The 15,475-nt window shown below is 72.0% G+C and carries 16 protein-coding genes and 1 riboswitch; of the genes, 8 read left to right on the top strand and 8 right to left on the bottom strand.

Annotated features, from left to right (window positions below; genetic code table 11):
* Window positions 1-101 precede the first annotated feature (101 nt).
* The 3 genes from ASF60_RS01365 to ASF60_RS01355 form a co-directional block, all read right to left on the bottom strand.
* Window positions 102-1,631: a malonate--CoA ligase gene (locus tag ASF60_RS01365; RefSeq protein WP_244476927.1), complete on the bottom strand. Its 1,530-nt coding sequence runs from the start codon at window positions 1,629-1,631 to the stop codon at window positions 102-104.
* A 106-nt stretch (window positions 1,632-1,737) separates the two neighbouring features.
* Window positions 1,738-3,144, bottom strand: a complete 1,407-nt coding sequence (locus tag ASF60_RS01360) for a malonyl-CoA decarboxylase (RefSeq protein WP_056179094.1) — start codon at window positions 3,142-3,144, stop codon at window positions 1,738-1,740.
* Window positions 3,145-3,313: 169 nt separating this feature from the next.
* Entirely contained in the window at window positions 3,314-3,517 is a 204-nt protein-coding gene (locus tag ASF60_RS01355) for a hypothetical protein (RefSeq protein ID WP_056179092.1), read from the bottom strand.
* A gap of 576 nt (window positions 3,518-4,093) precedes the next feature.
* On the opposite strand from ASF60_RS01355, the gene ASF60_RS01350 reads away from it, so the two are divergent.
* The gene (locus ASF60_RS01350) at window positions 4,094-5,281 is read left to right on the top strand and encodes an MFS transporter (protein ID WP_056179089.1); all 1,188 of its coding nucleotides are present in this window, start codon (window positions 4,094-4,096) and stop codon (window positions 5,279-5,281) included.
* 25 nt (window positions 5,282-5,306) lie between these two features.
* On the opposite strand, the gene cobD is transcribed toward ASF60_RS01350, so the two are convergent.
* Window positions 5,307-6,338, bottom strand: a complete 1,032-nt coding sequence (cobD, locus tag ASF60_RS01345) for a threonine-phosphate decarboxylase CobD (RefSeq protein ID WP_244476926.1) — start codon at window positions 6,336-6,338, stop codon at window positions 5,307-5,309.
* Window positions 6,339-6,347: 9 nt separating this feature from the next.
* On the opposite strand from cobD, the gene cbiB reads away from it, so the two are divergent.
* Window positions 6,348-7,349, top strand: coding sequence for an adenosylcobinamide-phosphate synthase CbiB (gene cbiB, locus ASF60_RS01340; protein WP_056179083.1), 1,002 nt, complete (start codon window positions 6,348-6,350; stop codon window positions 7,347-7,349).
* A gap of 32 nt (window positions 7,350-7,381) precedes the next feature.
* The gene (locus tag ASF60_RS01335) at window positions 7,382-8,449 is read left to right on the top strand and encodes a DUF3616 domain-containing protein (RefSeq protein ID WP_082507676.1); all 1,068 of its coding nucleotides are present in this window, start codon (window positions 7,382-7,384) and stop codon (window positions 8,447-8,449) included.
* A gap of 154 nt (window positions 8,450-8,603) precedes the next feature.
* Here the strand turns inward: ASF60_RS01335 and ASF60_RS01330 are convergent, their stop codons facing one another.
* The 4 genes from ASF60_RS01330 to cobU form a co-directional block, all read right to left on the bottom strand.
* Window positions 8,604-10,058, bottom strand: coding sequence for a cobyric acid synthase (locus ASF60_RS01330; protein ID WP_200940882.1), 1,455 nt, complete (start codon window positions 10,056-10,058; stop codon window positions 8,604-8,606).
* 54 nt (window positions 10,059-10,112) lie between these two features.
* Complete coding sequence (locus ASF60_RS01325; RefSeq protein WP_156633735.1) at window positions 10,113-10,481, bottom strand: hypothetical protein; 369 nt, start codon at window positions 10,479-10,481, stop codon at window positions 10,113-10,115.
* A gap of 103 nt (window positions 10,482-10,584) precedes the next feature.
* Window positions 10,585-11,196, bottom strand: coding sequence for a cob(I)yrinic acid a,c-diamide adenosyltransferase (gene cobO / locus ASF60_RS01320; RefSeq protein ID WP_056179078.1), 612 nt, complete (start codon window positions 11,194-11,196; stop codon window positions 10,585-10,587).
* A complete protein-coding gene (gene cobU, locus ASF60_RS01315) occupies window positions 11,193-11,726 on the bottom strand; it encodes a bifunctional adenosylcobinamide kinase/adenosylcobinamide-phosphate guanylyltransferase (RefSeq protein ID WP_200940880.1) in 534 nt (177 codons plus the stop codon). The genes cobO and cobU overlap by 4 nt, the downstream gene beginning before the upstream one ends.
* An 84-nt stretch (window positions 11,727-11,810) precedes the next feature.
* Window positions 11,811-12,003, top strand: a riboswitch (cobalamin riboswitch).
* A gap of 73 nt (window positions 12,004-12,076) precedes the next feature.
* On the opposite strand from cobU, the gene ASF60_RS01310 reads away from it, so the two are divergent.
* Genes ASF60_RS01310 through ASF60_RS01290 form a run of 5 tightly spaced genes read left to right on the top strand, consistent with a single transcriptional unit; the run spans window position 12,077 to window position 15,459 of the window.
* A complete protein-coding gene (locus ASF60_RS01310; RefSeq protein WP_056179075.1) occupies window positions 12,077-12,253 on the top strand; it encodes a CbtB domain-containing protein in 177 nt (58 codons plus the stop codon).
* A 27-nt stretch (window positions 12,254-12,280) separates the two neighbouring features.
* Entirely contained in the window at window positions 12,281-13,036 is a 756-nt protein-coding gene (locus ASF60_RS01305) for a CbtA family protein (RefSeq protein WP_056179072.1), read from the top strand.
* Complete coding sequence (locus ASF60_RS01300) at window positions 13,029-13,517, top strand: DUF1636 family protein (RefSeq protein WP_082507675.1); 489 nt, start codon at window positions 13,029-13,031, stop codon at window positions 13,515-13,517. Before ASF60_RS01305 ends, ASF60_RS01300 begins: the two co-directional genes overlap by 8 nt.
* Window positions 13,514-14,548, top strand: coding sequence for a cobalamin biosynthesis protein CobW (cobW, locus tag ASF60_RS01295; RefSeq protein WP_056179069.1), 1,035 nt, complete (start codon window positions 13,514-13,516; stop codon window positions 14,546-14,548). The genes ASF60_RS01300 and cobW overlap by 4 nt, the downstream gene beginning before the upstream one ends.
* A complete protein-coding gene (locus ASF60_RS01290) occupies window positions 14,545-15,459 on the top strand; it encodes a DUF4349 domain-containing protein (protein ID WP_056179066.1) in 915 nt (304 codons plus the stop codon). The genes cobW and ASF60_RS01290 overlap by 4 nt, the downstream gene beginning before the upstream one ends.
* The last annotated feature ends 16 nt before the right edge of the window (window positions 15,460-15,475 follow it).

Here is a 15,475-nt window from a genome sequence, read left to right as displayed (position 1 = left end):
GCCGCGCGACCCGCCCGGGCCGAACGGCACTCTCCAGAACCGCCGGGCCATCGCACGCGATGCCCGGCGGCTTTGCCGTTCCTGCGTCTCTGCCCCTGCTCTCAGGCGGGACCGGCGTCGTAGAGGCCCGCATGGGCCTCGCGCAGCAGGTTCTTCTGGACCTTGCCCATGGTGTTGCGGGGCAGTTCGTCGACGAAGAGCACGCGCTTGGGACACTTGTAGCGGGCGAGCCGCCCTTCGAGGGTGCGCAGGATCGCGGATTCGTCGGGCACGCCCTCGCGGCCCACCACCACGGCCGTGACGCCCTCGCCGAAATCGGCGTGCGGCAGGCCGATCACCGCGGATTCGACCACGCCCGGAAGGGCGTCGATCTCGTTCTCGATCTCCTTCGGGTAGACGTTGTAGCCGCCCGTGATGATGAGATCCTTGCCGCGCCCGACGATGTGGACGTAGCCGTCGGGGTCGATCTTGCCGAGATCGCCGGTGACGAAGAAGCCGTCGGCCTTGAACTCGGCCGCCGTCTTCTCCGGCATGCGCCAGTAGCCCCGGAAGACGTTCGGGCCCTTCACCTCGATCATCCCGACCGCGTCGACGTCGAGGACCGCACCGGTCTCCGGGTCGACCACCCGCACGGCGACCCCCGGCAGGGCCGGCCCGACCGTGCCCGCCACCCGCGCACCCGCATAGGGGTTCGAGGTGTTCATGTTGGTCTCGGTCATGCCGTAGCGCTCGAGGATGGCGTGGCCGGTGCGGGCCTCCCAGTCCCGGTGCGTCTCGGCCAGCAGCGGCGCGGAGCCGGAGACGAATAGGCGGATGCCGGCGGTCGCCTCCGGGGTCAGGCCCGGCTCCTTGAGCAGGCGGGTGTAGAAGGTCGGCACCCCCATCATGGCGGTGGCGCGCGGCAGCAGGGCGAGCACCCGGGCCGGGTCGAAGCGGCCGAGGAACAGCATCGTACCGCCGGTGGCCAGCACGGTGTTGGTGGCCACGAACAGGCCATGGGTGTGGAACACCGGCAGGGCGTGGAGCAGCACGTCGTCCGCGGTGAAGCGCCAAGCTTCCCCGAGGGTGCGGGCGTTCGAGGCGAGGTTCTCGTGGCTCAGCATGGCGCCCTTCGAGCGCCCGGTGGTGCCCGAAGTGTACAGGATGGCGGCCAGATCCTCCGGCCCGCGGGCGACGTCGGTGAAGGCCTCTGTCTCGGCATCGGCGGCCTCGGCCAGGGTGCCATGCCCCTTCGCGTCGAGGGTGTGCAGCACCGGCACGCCAGCGCCACGCGCCACCGGCTCCAGGGCCTCGCGCCGGGCCGGATCGCAGACGAACAAGGCCGGCTCGGCATCCCCCAGGAAATAGGCGATCTCGGTGGGGGTGTAGGCCGTGTTCAGGGGCAGGAACACCGCCCCGGCGCGGACGGCGCCGAGATACAGGAACAGGAATTCCGGGCTCTTCTCAGCCTGCACCGCCACCCGGTCCCCGGGCTTCACGCCCGCCGCCGCCAGCGCCGCCGCGTAGGCCCCCGAGCGCACGATGAGGTCGGCATAGGAATAGCGCGCGCCCTCCCCGGTCTCCAGGAAGAGCTTGGCGGCGGGATCGGCCGGCAGGTTTCGGCGGACGAGGTCGAACAGGTGGTTGGTCATCGGCGTTTCGGACATGATGGCGACGGATACGCCGTCGATCGCGAGAATCCTACGATCTTCGGCGGGTCCCTTCGAGGAACGGCGGAAAGCGGGCTCGGCTGGCGGATCACGCCTCGGCCAGGGCCACCGCCCGCATCGGCGGCAGATTGGTGCGCAGCTCGCGGCTCACCGCGCTGGAGGCCGCGACGGTGCCGAGATTGGCGTAGGTCTCGTGGTTCTTCTCGATGGCCGTGAGGTCGTAGAGATAGTTGACCATCAGCCCGCGCGACTGGGCCAAACCCTTGCCCGAGACGTCGCCGAGGAAGTTCAGGCGCTCCAGCCGGGCGCCGTTGCCGAGATGGAACCGGGCCACCGGGTCGAGGGGCCGGCCGCGCTCGTTCTTGGCGCGCAGGAAGTAGGCGGCCGCGGCCGGGATCATCGCCTTGCGCACGGCCTCGCACTTGGCCTTGTCGCCGTGCCAGTCGGGCTCGTCGATCAGCCGCAGGGCCTCGACGTCCTCGCGGGTCAGTCCCTGCGGCGCGTCGGAGCGGCGCTCGCGGTCGAGCCAGGCCGAGAAGCCCGGCACCGGCGAGAGGGTGACGAAGGTCTTCAGGCTCGGGATCTCGCGGGCCAGATCCTCGACCACCTGCTTGATCAGGAAGTTGCCGAAGGTGACGCCGGCCAGGCCCTTCTGGCAGTTCGAGATCGAGTAGAAGATCGCCGTGGTGGCGGCCTTGAGGGGCAGCGGCTCGCGCTCGTGGGCTAGGATCGGCGCGATGGCGGGGGCGATGCCGGCGGTGAGCGCGACTTCGACGAAGATCAGCGGCTCGTCCACCAGGGCCGGGTGGAAGAAGGCGAAGCAGCGCCGGTCGGTCGGCTCGATGCGCCGGCGCAGATCGTCCCAGCCGGTGATCTCGTGCACCGCCTCGTAGCGGATGATCTTTTCGAGGATATGGGCCGGCGTGGTCCAGTCGATGTGGCGCAGCACCAGGAATCCGCGATTGAACCACGAGGCGAACAGGTGCTCGAAATCGCTGTCGAGGCTGTCGGCCGCGTCGATGAGGTCGGGGTCGGCCTCCTCCTGCCGCAGGTCGCGCCGCAGGCCGAACAGGTCCTCGCGCATCCGCACCAGGGCACGGGTTCCGTCGCGGGCGAGGTTCAGGCGGCGGATCAGTTCCTGGCTGCGCGGCTCGGCCGCGTCGTGGAGGACGCTGAGGGCCGCCCGTGTCGGATCGGCCCGGTAGGCCGCGATCGCCTCGTCGACGGCGGTATGGTCGGCGGCGAATTCGGTGGCGACGAGGCGCAGGAAGCTGCCGCGCTCCGGCTTCGCCAGGGTGGCGTAGCGCTCGAGGATCAGCCGGGCCAAAGCGACGCCGGAGGCCTCGCCGCGCCGGGAGATCAGGTCCTCGCAGAGCTTGACCAGTTCCTGGGCGGTGGCGCGGGCCGCCAGATCACCGCGCCCGATTCCGATGAGATCCCGGCCCCGGTCGCTGATGGTCTGGAGCAGATCGCCGAAGAAAGAGATCGCCGCCATGTCACGCCGCCTGACCCTTCGCTGACGCCCGGCACGGGCGAACCAAAGCCCCGCGCGTCGTGGGTACCCGGCTTGGCCGTTACTTTAGGGCGTGTCCGCTCCAGAGGCCAGAGACCGGGGCGGCAAAGCGTGTCGAGGCGCGAAAGACCAGCCGGCGCGACGGGAACACTCAGTTCTGGCCGCCGGATGCCGGGGCGATGTCGGCCCGGTCGGCCCGCTCGCGCCAATCCTCGACTCCGTGCTGGCGCGCGAAGCGCAGTTCGGCCGCCCGCAGCGCCCGCATCGGGTCCCGGGCCCGGGTGATGTCCACCGACCCGACGGTGAAGGGGACGCCGAAGATCTGCTTGGCAAAGTGGACGCGATACGTCGCCATTCGAAACTCCCTGGTCGATGAGCGGATCAGGCTGCCTCAGCCGGACGATCCCGATGGACGGACCGCGGGCGCGATCCGCAAGATTTGCTACCGCAAAGGCGCGTTTGTCACGGCGAACACCCGTCCCTGTTCAGACTCATCGCCTCGAAACCGGATCAGAGCGCAAGATGCGAAGAATTCCAAGTGTGACCCGAGCCGAAGCCCCCCGCCGCATCAGTCGCCGATAAGAATGTGTATATGGGACACGCGAAATCGGATGCAAAGCACCCCGCGACGTCATGGTTCGACGCCCGAATGCAAGACAATGCGCGATGACCGGACAGTGTATCTCAAGCTTGGTCGGCGCGGCCGCAGCAGCGCCGTTCCCGACCTCCGCGGGCGGAGGGACAAACCCAAGACGGGCGCGGGTTGCCGAAGCCGGCGCGCGGGCCTAACCGGTCGGCGAACGCCGCGTTCCGATTCCCCGATCCTGTCGCGCCCATCGGGCCTGCGACCTGCGAGCTTGTCCGACATGATGGCTGACTTCGATCCGCATCCGCGCGCACCGGCGCGGCGCTGGCTGCCGGTGGCCGGCGCATGAGCGCCCCATCGGGCACGGCCGCCCCCACGCCGCACGGCTTCACGCCCCGGGCCCGATTCGGCCTGACGCTGATCGCCGGCGGCGCGGTGGCCAACATCTACTACAACCAGCCCCTGCTGGCGCTGCTGGTGAACGAGTTCGGCGCCCGGGCGGCGCTCTGGGTGCCGACCGCCTCCCTCATCGGCTACGGCCTCGGCATCCTCGCGCTGGTGCCCCTCGGCGACAGCCTGTCCCGGCGCAGCCTGATCATCGGGCAGACCCTCGGCCTCGCTCTCGCGCTGCTGGCGGCGGCCCTGAGCCCGAACCTGGCGGCGCTCGCCGGCGCGAGCCTCGTCATCGGCATCCTGGCCTCGGCGGCCCAGCAGGCGGTCCCGTTCGCGGCCGAGCTCGCGCCGGACGCCACGCGCGGGCGCATGGTCGGCCAGGTGATGACCGGCCTCCTCACCGGCATCCTTCTCGCCCGCACGGCGAGCGGCCTCGTCGGCGCGCAGTATGGCTGGCGCGCCGTGTTCTTCGCCGCCGCCGGCATCGCGGTCCTGATGGCGGGCATCGCCGCCGCGACCCTTCCGGGCGCCGCGCAGACCCGCCCCCTGCGCTACCGCGCCCTGATGCTGTCGATCCTGCATCTGGTGCGGTCGCAGCCGGCCCTGCGCCGCGCCAGCGTCTCGCAGGGGCTGCTGTTCGCCGGCTTCAACGCCTTCTGGGCGACGCTGGCGCTGCTGGTGGAGGCGCCGCCCTTCAACCTCACCGCCGCCGGGGCCGGCCTGTTCGGGGTGATCGGTGTCGCGGGCGCCTGCGTCGCGCCGCTCTCCGGCCGCTTCGCCGACCGCCACGGCCCGCGCCCGATGGTGGTGATCGGCGCCCTTCTGGTGGTCGCCGCTTTCGCGGTGCTGTGGGCCGGGATCTGGTCCCTGGTGGCGGTGGGGATCGGCGTGCTGCTGATCGACATCGGGCTGAACGCCGCCCTGATCGCCAACCAGACCCGCGTCTACGCCCTGGTGCCGAGCGCGCGCGGCCGAATCAACACGGTGCTGTTCACGGTGATGTTCGTGTTCGGCGCATTCGGCGCCTTCGCGGGCTCGCAGGCCTTCCTGATCGCGGGCTGGTCCGGCGTCTGCACCGTGGGCATCGCCCTGGCGGCGGCGGGTTTCCTGGTCAGCGCGCTCGAGCGCAAGGGCGCCTGACGGCGCGCGGTCGGCCCGCCGCGCCCTAGCGCAGGATGCGCGACAGGCGGCACCACTCGGTCTTGTCCGCCGGCAGGCCGAAGCGCAGGCGCCCAGGCGCTCCGGCGAAGCGCCGGACGTAGATCCCGGCCGCACCGAGGCGCTCGAACAGGGCGGCCCCCGCGGGAAAATCGGCGGTGCGGAACAGGCCGGTGCCGCCGACCACAGTGCCGCCCGCCCGCGCGATCATCCGGTCGAGGCGGGCCGCATCCGCCCCCCGGGCGACCCGGGCGTCCTGCCGCCAGGCCTCGTCCGACAGGGCGGTCCGGCCGATGGCGAGCGCCGGCCCCGACACCGCCCAGGGACCCAAAGCCTCGGCGAGGCGTGCCGCCAGGGCGGGGTCGCAGAGGGCGAAGCCGAGGCGGATACCGGCGAGCCCGTAGGTCTTGCCGAAGGAGCGCAGCACCACGAGGTCCGGCACGATTGCGGGCGCCAGGGACTCGACCGGCTCCAGGTCGATGAAAGCCTCGTCGACCACGAGCAGGCCGCCGCGTCCGGCGAGGTCGCCGGCCAGGGCGAGCAGCGTCCCGGCGGTCCAGCGACGCCCATCGGGATTGTTCGGATTGACGATCACCACGACGTCGGCGCCGGCCGCCCCCCCGATCTCCGCCACGGTCGCGACGCGATGACCCGCGCGGGTCCAGGCCGCGGCGTGCTCGGCATAGGTCGGCCCCAGCACGGCGACCCGGCCCGGCGCCCGCAGGCGCGGCAGCGTCTCGATCAGGATCTGGGTGCCCGGCGCCGCCACGATGCGGTCCGGGTCGGCGACCCCGTAGGCGCGGGCGGCCGCCCGATGCAGGCCCGCGAGGTCGGCCGCCGAGGGCAGACGGTGGAAGGCGCTGGCCTCCAGGGCCGGACACGGATAGGGCACCGGATTGATCCCGGTGGAGAGGTCGATCCACGGCTCGGGCGCCTCAGGGAACAGGCTCCGGGCGGCATCGAGATCGCCGCCATGGGCGATCGGCTCTCTCACCGACACCTCTTCCGCCACCTCTTCCGCCACCGGGCCCGAACTCACCGAGACGCCATGTCCTGGACCGCCCTCACCCATCCGCCCGATACGCTCATCGTTCTGGTGCTGGCCCTCGCGATCGAAGCGGCGGCCGGCTATCCGGACCGGCTCTACAGGGCGCTCGGCCATCCTGTCACCTGGATCGGCGCGCTGATCGGGACCCTGGACCGGCGGCTGAACCGCGGCACGCCCGCCCGGCGCCGGATCGCCGGCGTGGCGGGGCTTCTGGTCCTGCTCGGTCTCGTCGGCGGCCTCGCCCTCGCGCTCACCGCCCTGGCGCGCGCGGCGGGGATGTGGGCCGCCCTCCCGATTCTCGCCGTACTGGCGGCGAGCCTGCCGGCCCAGCGCAGCCTGCACAGCCACGTCGCCCGCGTCGCCGCCGACCTGCGCCGCGACGGGCTCGCGGGCGGGCGCGTCGCGGTCTCGATGATCGTCGGGCGCGATCCCGAGAGCCTCGACGAGGCCGGCATCTGCCGGGCCGCGATCGAGAGCCTGTCCGAAAACTTCTCCGACGGCATCGTGGCACCGGCCTTCTGGATCGGGGTCGGCGGCCTGCCGGGCGGCACGCTCTACAAGGCGATCAACACCGCCGACAGCATGATCGGCCATCGCACCCCGCGCCACGAAGCCTATGGCTGGGCTGCCGCCCGCCTCGACGATCTCGTCAACCTGCCGGCCTCGCGGCTGACCGGGCTGCTGATCATCCTGGCGGCGGCGCTCCGGTCCGGGGCCTCCCCCGGCGCGGCATGGCGCGCCGTGCGGCGGGATGCGCGCCGGCACCGGTCGCCCAATGCCGGATGGCCCGAGGCCGCCATGGCGGGCGCCCTCGGCCTGCGCCTTGCCGGCCCGCGCACCTACGGCACCACCCGGGTCGAGGATGGCTGGATGGGCGATGGACGGGCGGAGGCGACCCCCGCCGACGTCGAGCGCGCCCTGGCCCTGTACCGCACCGCGTGCGGGCTCCTGTTCGGCCTCGCGGCCCTGCTCCTCGCCCTTTTCACCGGCGCCCTGCTATGAGCGCGGCACCGCCCCTCCCCCGGAGACCCGCCATGATCCGCCGCTCGCTCGTCGCCGCCGCTTCGGCGCTGGCGCTCTCAGGCCCGGCCTGGGCGCAGGTGCTGCATCCGGTCGACAGGACCTACACCGTCGCCGAGGGGCTGGCGGGCGAGATCACCAAGCACAGGAGCAAGCCCGCCGAGGACATCAGCGGCATCGCCTGTGCGCCGGCCGAGGCCGGCCCACGCACCTGCATGGTGGTGGACGACGAGGCGGCGGGCGCCCAGTTCGCCACGCTCCAGGGCACCACCCTCACGCCGGGGGCCGTGATCGACATCGTCGGCCGCAAGCCGCCGAAATCCGCCGTCGGCGCGCCTCCGGTCACGGGCGAATGCACCCTCGGCCAGGGCGCCTACCGGGAGATGGACGGCGAGGCCGTGGCCTATGCCGCCCCCGATTTCTACGTCACCGGCTCGCATGGCTGCAGCCGGCGTGGGCGCGAGTTCAAGCTGTCCACCGGCCTCCTCGCCCGCCTGCGCCCGAACCCGGACGGCACCGAGGCCCGCGTCGAGACGACCTACCGCCTCAACGACGCCCTGCGGACCGCCGACACGGTGGGCGCCTATGCCCTGAAGGACCTCGAGCCGCGCGAGGGCGGCAAGCCGCTGTCCGGCCTCAACGTCGAGGGCCTCGCGGTGATCGGGGACACGCTCTATGCCGGGCTGCGCGCACCGGTGCTGGACGGCACGGCCTTCCTGGTCTCGGTGCCCGTCGCCCCGCTGTTCGCGCCCGGCGACGCGCCGCTCGCCGCCAAGCCCGTGACGATCCCCCTCGCCCTCGGCGCTGATGCCGGCATCCGCGATCTCACCGCCCTGCCGGACGGGCGCCTCCTCGTGCTCTCGGGGCCGACCCGGAACGGCCTGTCCGTGCCCTATGGGCTGTTCCTGGCGGACCTGCCCTCGGGCCGGGTCACGCCGCTCGGCACCCTCGCGCCGCTGGAGGGCGACGAGGCCCGGGGCAAGCCCGAGGGCATCGTCCGCCTCGGCCCCGGCCGGGTGCTGGTGGTGTTCGACAGCGTGCTGAACGGCGGCCCGCGCGAATACGCGGTGGCGATTCCTTAGGAGCGCGACGCGCCACAGGGACCTGAGGAACAGGATCTCAGGGCAGATGGCGGCGTGCGCGAGGCGCGTCCATCTCGGATGGGGCCGGCGTCGGGTCGTTCCTCGCCGAGCCCATTCGGCGCGGACCCGGCGGTGAGCCAAGTCCGTTCCGTCGCTACGACGCCAGCGCGAGCAGCGCGTCGCAAGAGACATGCGCTTCGAGGTGATCGGCGAGACGATCGAGCACCGCCTCGATTCCGGCCTCGTAGGCGAGGCCGCTCGGGGCCGCGCCGAGACGGGCGAGCCAGGCGCCGCGCTGGCGGTCGTCGGCGAACAACCCGTGCACGTAGGTGCCGGTGACGCGCCCGTCGGCCGAGATCGCCCCGTCGTGACGCCCGTCGCGCAGGCGGATCGCCGGGCGCGCCGTGTCCGGCCCGGTGGTGTCGCCCACATGCATCTCGTAGCCCGAGAACGCGACCGCGTCGGGCAGGCTGGTGCCGGTGACGGCGGAGAGATGCTTGACCGGCGTCATCACGGTCTCGATGTCGAGGAGGCCGAGGCCGGCGACGGAGCGGGCCTCCCCCTCGATGCCGTGCGGGTCGTCGATGCGCCGGCCGAGCATCTGGTAGCCGCCGCACAGCCCGAGCACCCGCCCGCCGCGCCGGACATGGGCGCGGATGTCGATGTCCCAGCCTTGGGCGCAGAGGAATTCGAGATCGTCGATGGTGGTCTTCGAGCCCGGCAGCAGCACGAGGTCGGCGACCGGAATCGCCTCGCCCGGGCGGACCAGCACCACCGCCACGTCGGGCTCGGCCCGGAGCGGGTCGAGGTCGTCGAAATTGGCGATGCGCGGCAGCACCGGCACGGCCACGACCTTGCGCCGCGCGCCGCCGGGGGCCGATCCGGCAAGGCCGAGGGCGTCTTCCGCCGGCAGGCGCACCGCGTCGGGGAAGTGCGGGATCAGCCCGAAGCTCGGCCAGCCGGTCGCCGCCGCGATGGTGGCCATCCCGTCCGCGAACAGGGTCGGGTCACCGCGGAAGCGGTTGACCAGAAAGCCCCGGATCATCGCCGCGTCCTCGGCGTCGATCACCGCTTTCGTGCCGACGAGGCTGGCGATGACGCCGCCCCGGTCGATGTCGCCGAGCAGGATCACCGGCGTGCCGGTGGCCCGGGCGAACCCCATATTGGCGATGTCCCCGCGCCGCAGATTGACCTCCGAGGCCGAGCCCGCGCCCTCCACCACCACGAGGTCGGCCTGGGCCTTCAGATGCGAAAAGCTCTCCAGCACCGCACCGAGGAGACGCGGTTTCCAGGCCTGGTAGTCGCGCGCCTTGGCGGTGCCGACCATGCGGCCCTGGACGACGACCTGACTCCCGGTCTCGCTCTGGGGCTTCAGCAGCACCGGGTTCATGTGCACCGACGGCGCCACCCCGGCCGCGCGGGCCTGCAGCGCCTGCGCCCGCCCGATCTCGCCGCCATCGGCGGTGACGGCGGCGTTGTTCGACATGTTCTGCGGCTTGAACGGCCGCACGCTCAGCCCCCGCCGCGCGAAGACCCGGCACAGACCGGCGACGATCAGCGACTTTCCGACATCCGAGCCGGTGCCCTGGATCATGATGGCGCGGGTCATCGGGCAAGGACCTGTCAGCGTCGATGGCGCCGCATCGGAAGCGGAGGCCATCATTCAGGGGCGAAGATGCTGCGTGGCCTTCTGCTGCTGATCGAGCACGCTGGCAATCAGGGCGTCGCATTGCGGCTTCGCGCCCTTGCAGACGGCGCTCAACTGAATGTCGATCCGATCGCCCGTTTGAACGACCTGACGGCAGATGAAGGCCGGGAACTGCCCGGATTTCGGCTTGGCGAAGGTCCAGAGGATCAGGCGGCGCGGTTCCTCCGCGGCGATGAAGTCCGGCGTATCGAGCACGACGCGGCCACCCGCGCGGGTGATGTCACCGACCATCTGATCGATCGAGGCAGCCTCGTACCCGCACAGCGGGGCCGCGCTCGCGGACGACAAGGCGAACACGCTCAGAGCCGGCAACCACGGAATCACGCCCCGCATCTCCTGATTGAAACCCAGGGAACAGCGCAGGTTTCGCGCCCTCGATCAACAGGACGTTGCGCTTTCGGGTCGCCCCGTCGACAGACATCCGTTCCTAGAATTCGATGCCCACCTGGGCTTTCACCCCGGCGGCGAAGTGGTGCTTCACGGAGCCCATTTCGGTGACGAGATCGGCGGCCTCGATCAGGGCCGGCTTGGCATTGCGGCCGGTGACGATGACGTGGAGGTCAGGCCGGCGCGCCCGGAAGGCCGCCACCACGGCATCGAGGTCCAGGTAATCGTAGCGCAACGCGATGTTGAGCTCGTCCAGCACCACGAGGCGGATCGTCGGATCCGCCATCAGGTCGAGGGCCTTGGCCCAGGCGTGCTCGGCGGCGGCGATGTCGCGGGCCTTGTCCTGGGTCTCCCAGGTGAAACCCTCGCCGAGGGTGTGCCAGTCGATCCGGTCCCCGAAGACCTGGAGCGCGTGCTTCTCGCCCGTGTCCCAGGCGCCCTTGATGAACTGGACCACGCCGACGCGCCAGCCATGGCCCAGCGCCCGCAGCATCAGCCCGAGGGCCGCCGTGGTCTTGCCCTTGCCGGGACCGGTGTTGACGATGAGAAGCCCCTTCTCGATCGTCTTGCCGGCGACCTCGGCGTCCTGCACCGCCTTGCGCTTCTCCATCTTTTCGCGATGGCGTTCGGCGTCGTTCACGGCGTCCGTCATGGGGTGGCTCCAGCTTGGGGTTTCACGATCAGGGGCAGGCCCGCCACCAGGAAGACGACGTGGTCGGCCTGTCGCGCGAGGCGCTGGTGCAGCCGCCCGGCGGCATCGCGAAACCGGCGGGCCAGCGCATTGTCCGGCACGATGCCGAGCCCGACCTCGTTGCCGACCAGCACCACCGGGCCGGGCGCCGCCGCGCAGGCCGCCAACAGCGCGGCGGTGGCGGCCTCCACGTCGGCCTCGGCCAGGATCAGGTTGGTGAGCCAGAGGGTGAGGCAATCGACCAGCACCGGCCCGGGCGCAGCGGCCACCGCCCCGGCCAGGTCCATCGGCACGTCGCGGGTGATCCAGTCGGCCGAGCGGCGCTCCCGGTGGAGCGCGATGCGGTCGCGCATCTCGTCGTCCCAGGCCTGCGCCGTGGCGAGGTACAGCCAGGGGGCGGGACAGGCCTCGATCAGCCCCTCCGCGTGGGCGCTCTTGCCGGAGCGCGCGCCGCCGAGCACGAGAGTCAGTCTGGGAGGGAGGTTCGGCATGGGCCTCCTGTGCCCGAAATCGAGCCCTCGGGTCAAAGGCCGGAATCCGATCCGGGCCGCGTTGTCAGCGCGACGGCAACCGCGTAGAAGCGTGGATCGGACGGTGCCCCGGCGACGGGGTGAAAAGGGAATGCGGTGAGGGGGCGACCCTGAAACCGCAGCTGCCCCCGCAACTGTGAGCGGAGACGGGACTGCCATCGGCCACTGGAGCGATCCGGGAAGGCGGCAGGACCAGCGACCCGCGAGCCAGGAGACCTGCCGCCGAGAGTGGACCTGCCATCGAGCGTGGACCTTCCGTCCACCCGATCGATCCGTGACGGCCGCCGGCGGGGCGGCCAGGAGATGAACCGATGTCGACCAACACCCTCGTCCTGACCGGCACCCGCACCAACGAGCGTCTCGGCGCCGTGCTCTTCGCCGCCTTCCTCGGCCTCGGCCTCGTGTTCATGGCGGGCTTCGCCCCCGCGATGGCGCTGCACAATGCGGCGCACGACTTCCGCCACAGCCAGAATTTCCCCTGCCACTGAGCGCCTCCGCTTAAGGCAGACACCCCCATGATCATCCGGCTCGTGTCGGCGGCCCTGGTCGCCGGCTTCCTCGCGGCTGTGGTCGCGACGGGCCTGCAGCTCGCGCTCACCTCGCCGCTCATCATCGCGGCCGAGCGCTACGAGACGCAGGCCTCGGCAGATCCCGCACGCCTGTCGCCCGCCTCCCTGGTCGTGCGCGTCCACGGCGGTCACGATCACGGCACCAAGGACCCCTCGGTCGCGGGCGGCGAGGTCGCGCCCGACTGGCAGCCCGGCCCCGGCCTGCCGCGCATGGCCTTCACGGCGCTGGCCACCCTGGTGGGCGGCGTCGGCTACGCGCTGCTGCTCGGCGCCGTGCTGCTCGCCTGCAACCGCGAGCCAAGCCCCGAAACCGGCCTGCGCTTCGCCATCGGGGGGTTCCTCGCGGTGGCCCTGGCACCGGCTCTCGGGCTGGCGCCGGAACTGCCCGGCATGGCGGCGGCGCCGCTCGCCGACCGCCAGTTCTGGTGGGTGATGACGGCGCTCGCCACCGCCATGGGGCTGTACCTCATCGCGATCCGGCGCGCGCCGATCACCATCGCGGGGGGCATCGTGCTCCTGGTCGCCCCCCATCTCGCGGGCGCGCCGGAGACCAGCCACGCCGCCTCGAACCTGCCGGCGGCCTACGCGGCGCAGTTCGCCGCACGCTCGCTCGGCATCGCCTTCGTGTTCTGGGCCGTGATCGGGCTGGCCTATGGCTGGGCCTGGGGATTGTTCGGCAAGGCCCGGACGGCCCATGCCTGACCAGTCGACTGACCCGTTGCTGGATCAAGGACCCAAAGACCTGCGTCAGACGGACAGCGCCGCCGTCACGCTCTACGTCTGCGCCACCTGCCGGGCGGCCGGGGACGTCTCCGAGCCACGCGCCGGGGCGCGCCTGCTCGCCGCCCTCCAGGAGGCGGTGAGCGCGGGCGGTCATCCGGGCATCACGGTCGAGAGCGTCGAGTGCCTCTCGGTGTGCAAGCGGCCCTGCACGGTGGCGGTCGCGTCGCAGGGGCGCTGGACCTACGTCTACGGCGATCTCGATCCGGTCGCCTCGGCCGGCACCATCCTGGACGGCGTCGCGCTCTATGCCGAGACGCCGGACGGCATCGTACCGTGGAAGGCCCGGCCGCAGGAATTCCGCAAGGGCGTCGTCGCCCGTATTCCGCCGTTCTCGCCGCCGCTCCCGCCCACATTCCCGCCGCCCGTCGCGGCGCCCCCCCATCCGGACGCCGCCGAATGACCCTTGTCGCCAAGATTCCCTGCACGATCGTCACGGGCTTCCTCGGAGCCGGCAAGACCACGCTGGTGCGCCACCTCGTCGAGAACGCCAACGGCCGCCGCCTCGCGATCATCGTCAACGAGTTCGGCGATATCGGCTTCGACGGCTCGTTCCTGGCGGCCTGCGGCATCGAGGGCTGCGGCGACGAGGACATCGTCGAACTGGCCAACGGCTGCATCTGCTGCACCGTGGCCGACGATTTCGTGCCGGCCCTGAACAAGCTCCTCGACCGGGCCGATCCGCCCGAGCACATCCTGATCGAGACCTCGGGCCTCGCCCTGCCGAAGCCCCTTGTCCAGGCGTTCCAGTGGCCGGCCATCCGCTCGCGGGTGACGGTGGACGGCGTGGTCGCGGTGATCGACGGACCGGCCGTGGCGGCCGGCTTCTTCGCCGACGATCCGGCGGCTCTGGCCGCCCAGCGCGCCGACGATGCCAGCGTCGACCACGACAACCCGCTGGAAGAGGTGTTCGAGGACCAGCTCCTCTGCGCCGACCTCGTGGTGATGAACAAGGCCGACCTCCTCGACGAGGCCGGGCGCGCCAAGGTTCGGGCCGAGGTGCTCGGGCACCTGCCCCGCGCGGTGAAGATGGTCGAGGCCGAGCACGGCCGCCTCGACCCGCGCGTGATCCTGGGTCTCGAGGCTGCAGCCGAGGACGACCTCGACGCGCGCCCCTCCCATCACGGTGAGGGCGAGGACCACGACCACGACGATTTCGACTCGGTGGCCCTCCCGGTTCGGTCCGCCGCCACCGCCGAGGATCTGGCGATCCGCGTCGCCCGCGCCGCCGAGACCGCGGGCGTGCTCCGCATCAAGGGCTTCGCCGAGGTCACCGGCAAGCCGATGCGCCTCGTGGTCCAGGGCGTCGGCGCGCGGATCAGCCATCATTACGACCGGCCCTGGAAAGCCTCCGAGCCGCGGGACGGCCGCCTCGTCGTCATCGGCCTGAAGGGCTTCGACCAGGGCGCCGTCGCCGAGGCTCTGGCGGGATGAATCGCCGCGCGGCCCTGCGGCCCGTCCCGGCCGGGCTCCGCCGGCGGCGGCTGCCGCTCGCCGCCCTCGGTCTCGCGGCCCTGCTCGGAATCGGGGGCTGCCGGGATGCCAGGCGGTCGGACACGCCCGCCGGCGCACCGGTGAGCGCCACATCCCCGGCGCCGCGAACCGCGGTCAAGCTCGCCTATACCCACGAACTGACCATCGATCTTCCGGCGGATCGCGTCGGCGCGCACTTCGCAGCGGCGCGGGACCGCTGCGTGACCGACACGGTCCTCGACTGCACCCTGATATCGGCCTCGTTCGGCGAGAGTTCGCGCCCGTCCGGGCGTCCCTCCGCAAAGCTCGACATCCGCCTTCCGCACAGCGCGGTCGCGGCCTACCTCGCCTTCGTTACGGCGCCCCTTCCGGGGGAGCAGGCGAGCGATGTCATCCTGCAGCGCCAGGCGACCCGGGCCGACGACCTGACCCCGACGATCGAGGATGGCGTGCGGCGGCTCGCCCAGCGCAAAGCCTACCGCGAGCGCCTCGACGCCCTGGCCGCGAAACCCGACACCCGCGTCGAGGATCTGATCCGGATCGCGCAGGAAATCGCCCAGGTTCAAGCGCAGATCGAGGAGGACGAGGCCAAGCAGCGCGGCCTCGAGCGGCGCGTCGAGACCGAACTCATCGCGCTCTCGTTCCAGGCCGATCAGGCACGCGCAGGTCCCCTCGCTCCGTTGCAGGAGGCCTGGGCCAGGGCCGGCACCATCTTCGGGGCGAGTGCCGGCGCGGCCTTGCTCTTCGCCATCTGGAGCCTGCCCTGGCTCCCCCTCGTCGCTCTCGCGGTGCTTCTGTTGCGCGGCCTCTGGCGCCTGCGCCGCCGCCGTCGCGGCGGCCTGCGCAGGCCCCTGTCGGAGGAGCGGCCATGAGGCCGCGGCACCCGCC

The sequence above is a fragment of the Methylobacterium sp. Leaf113 genome (assembly GCF_001423325.1).
In the GTDB taxonomy this organism is placed as follows: Bacteria; Pseudomonadota; Alphaproteobacteria; order Rhizobiales; family Beijerinckiaceae; genus Methylobacterium.
This window is presented reverse-complemented; position numbering and strand designations above follow the sequence as displayed.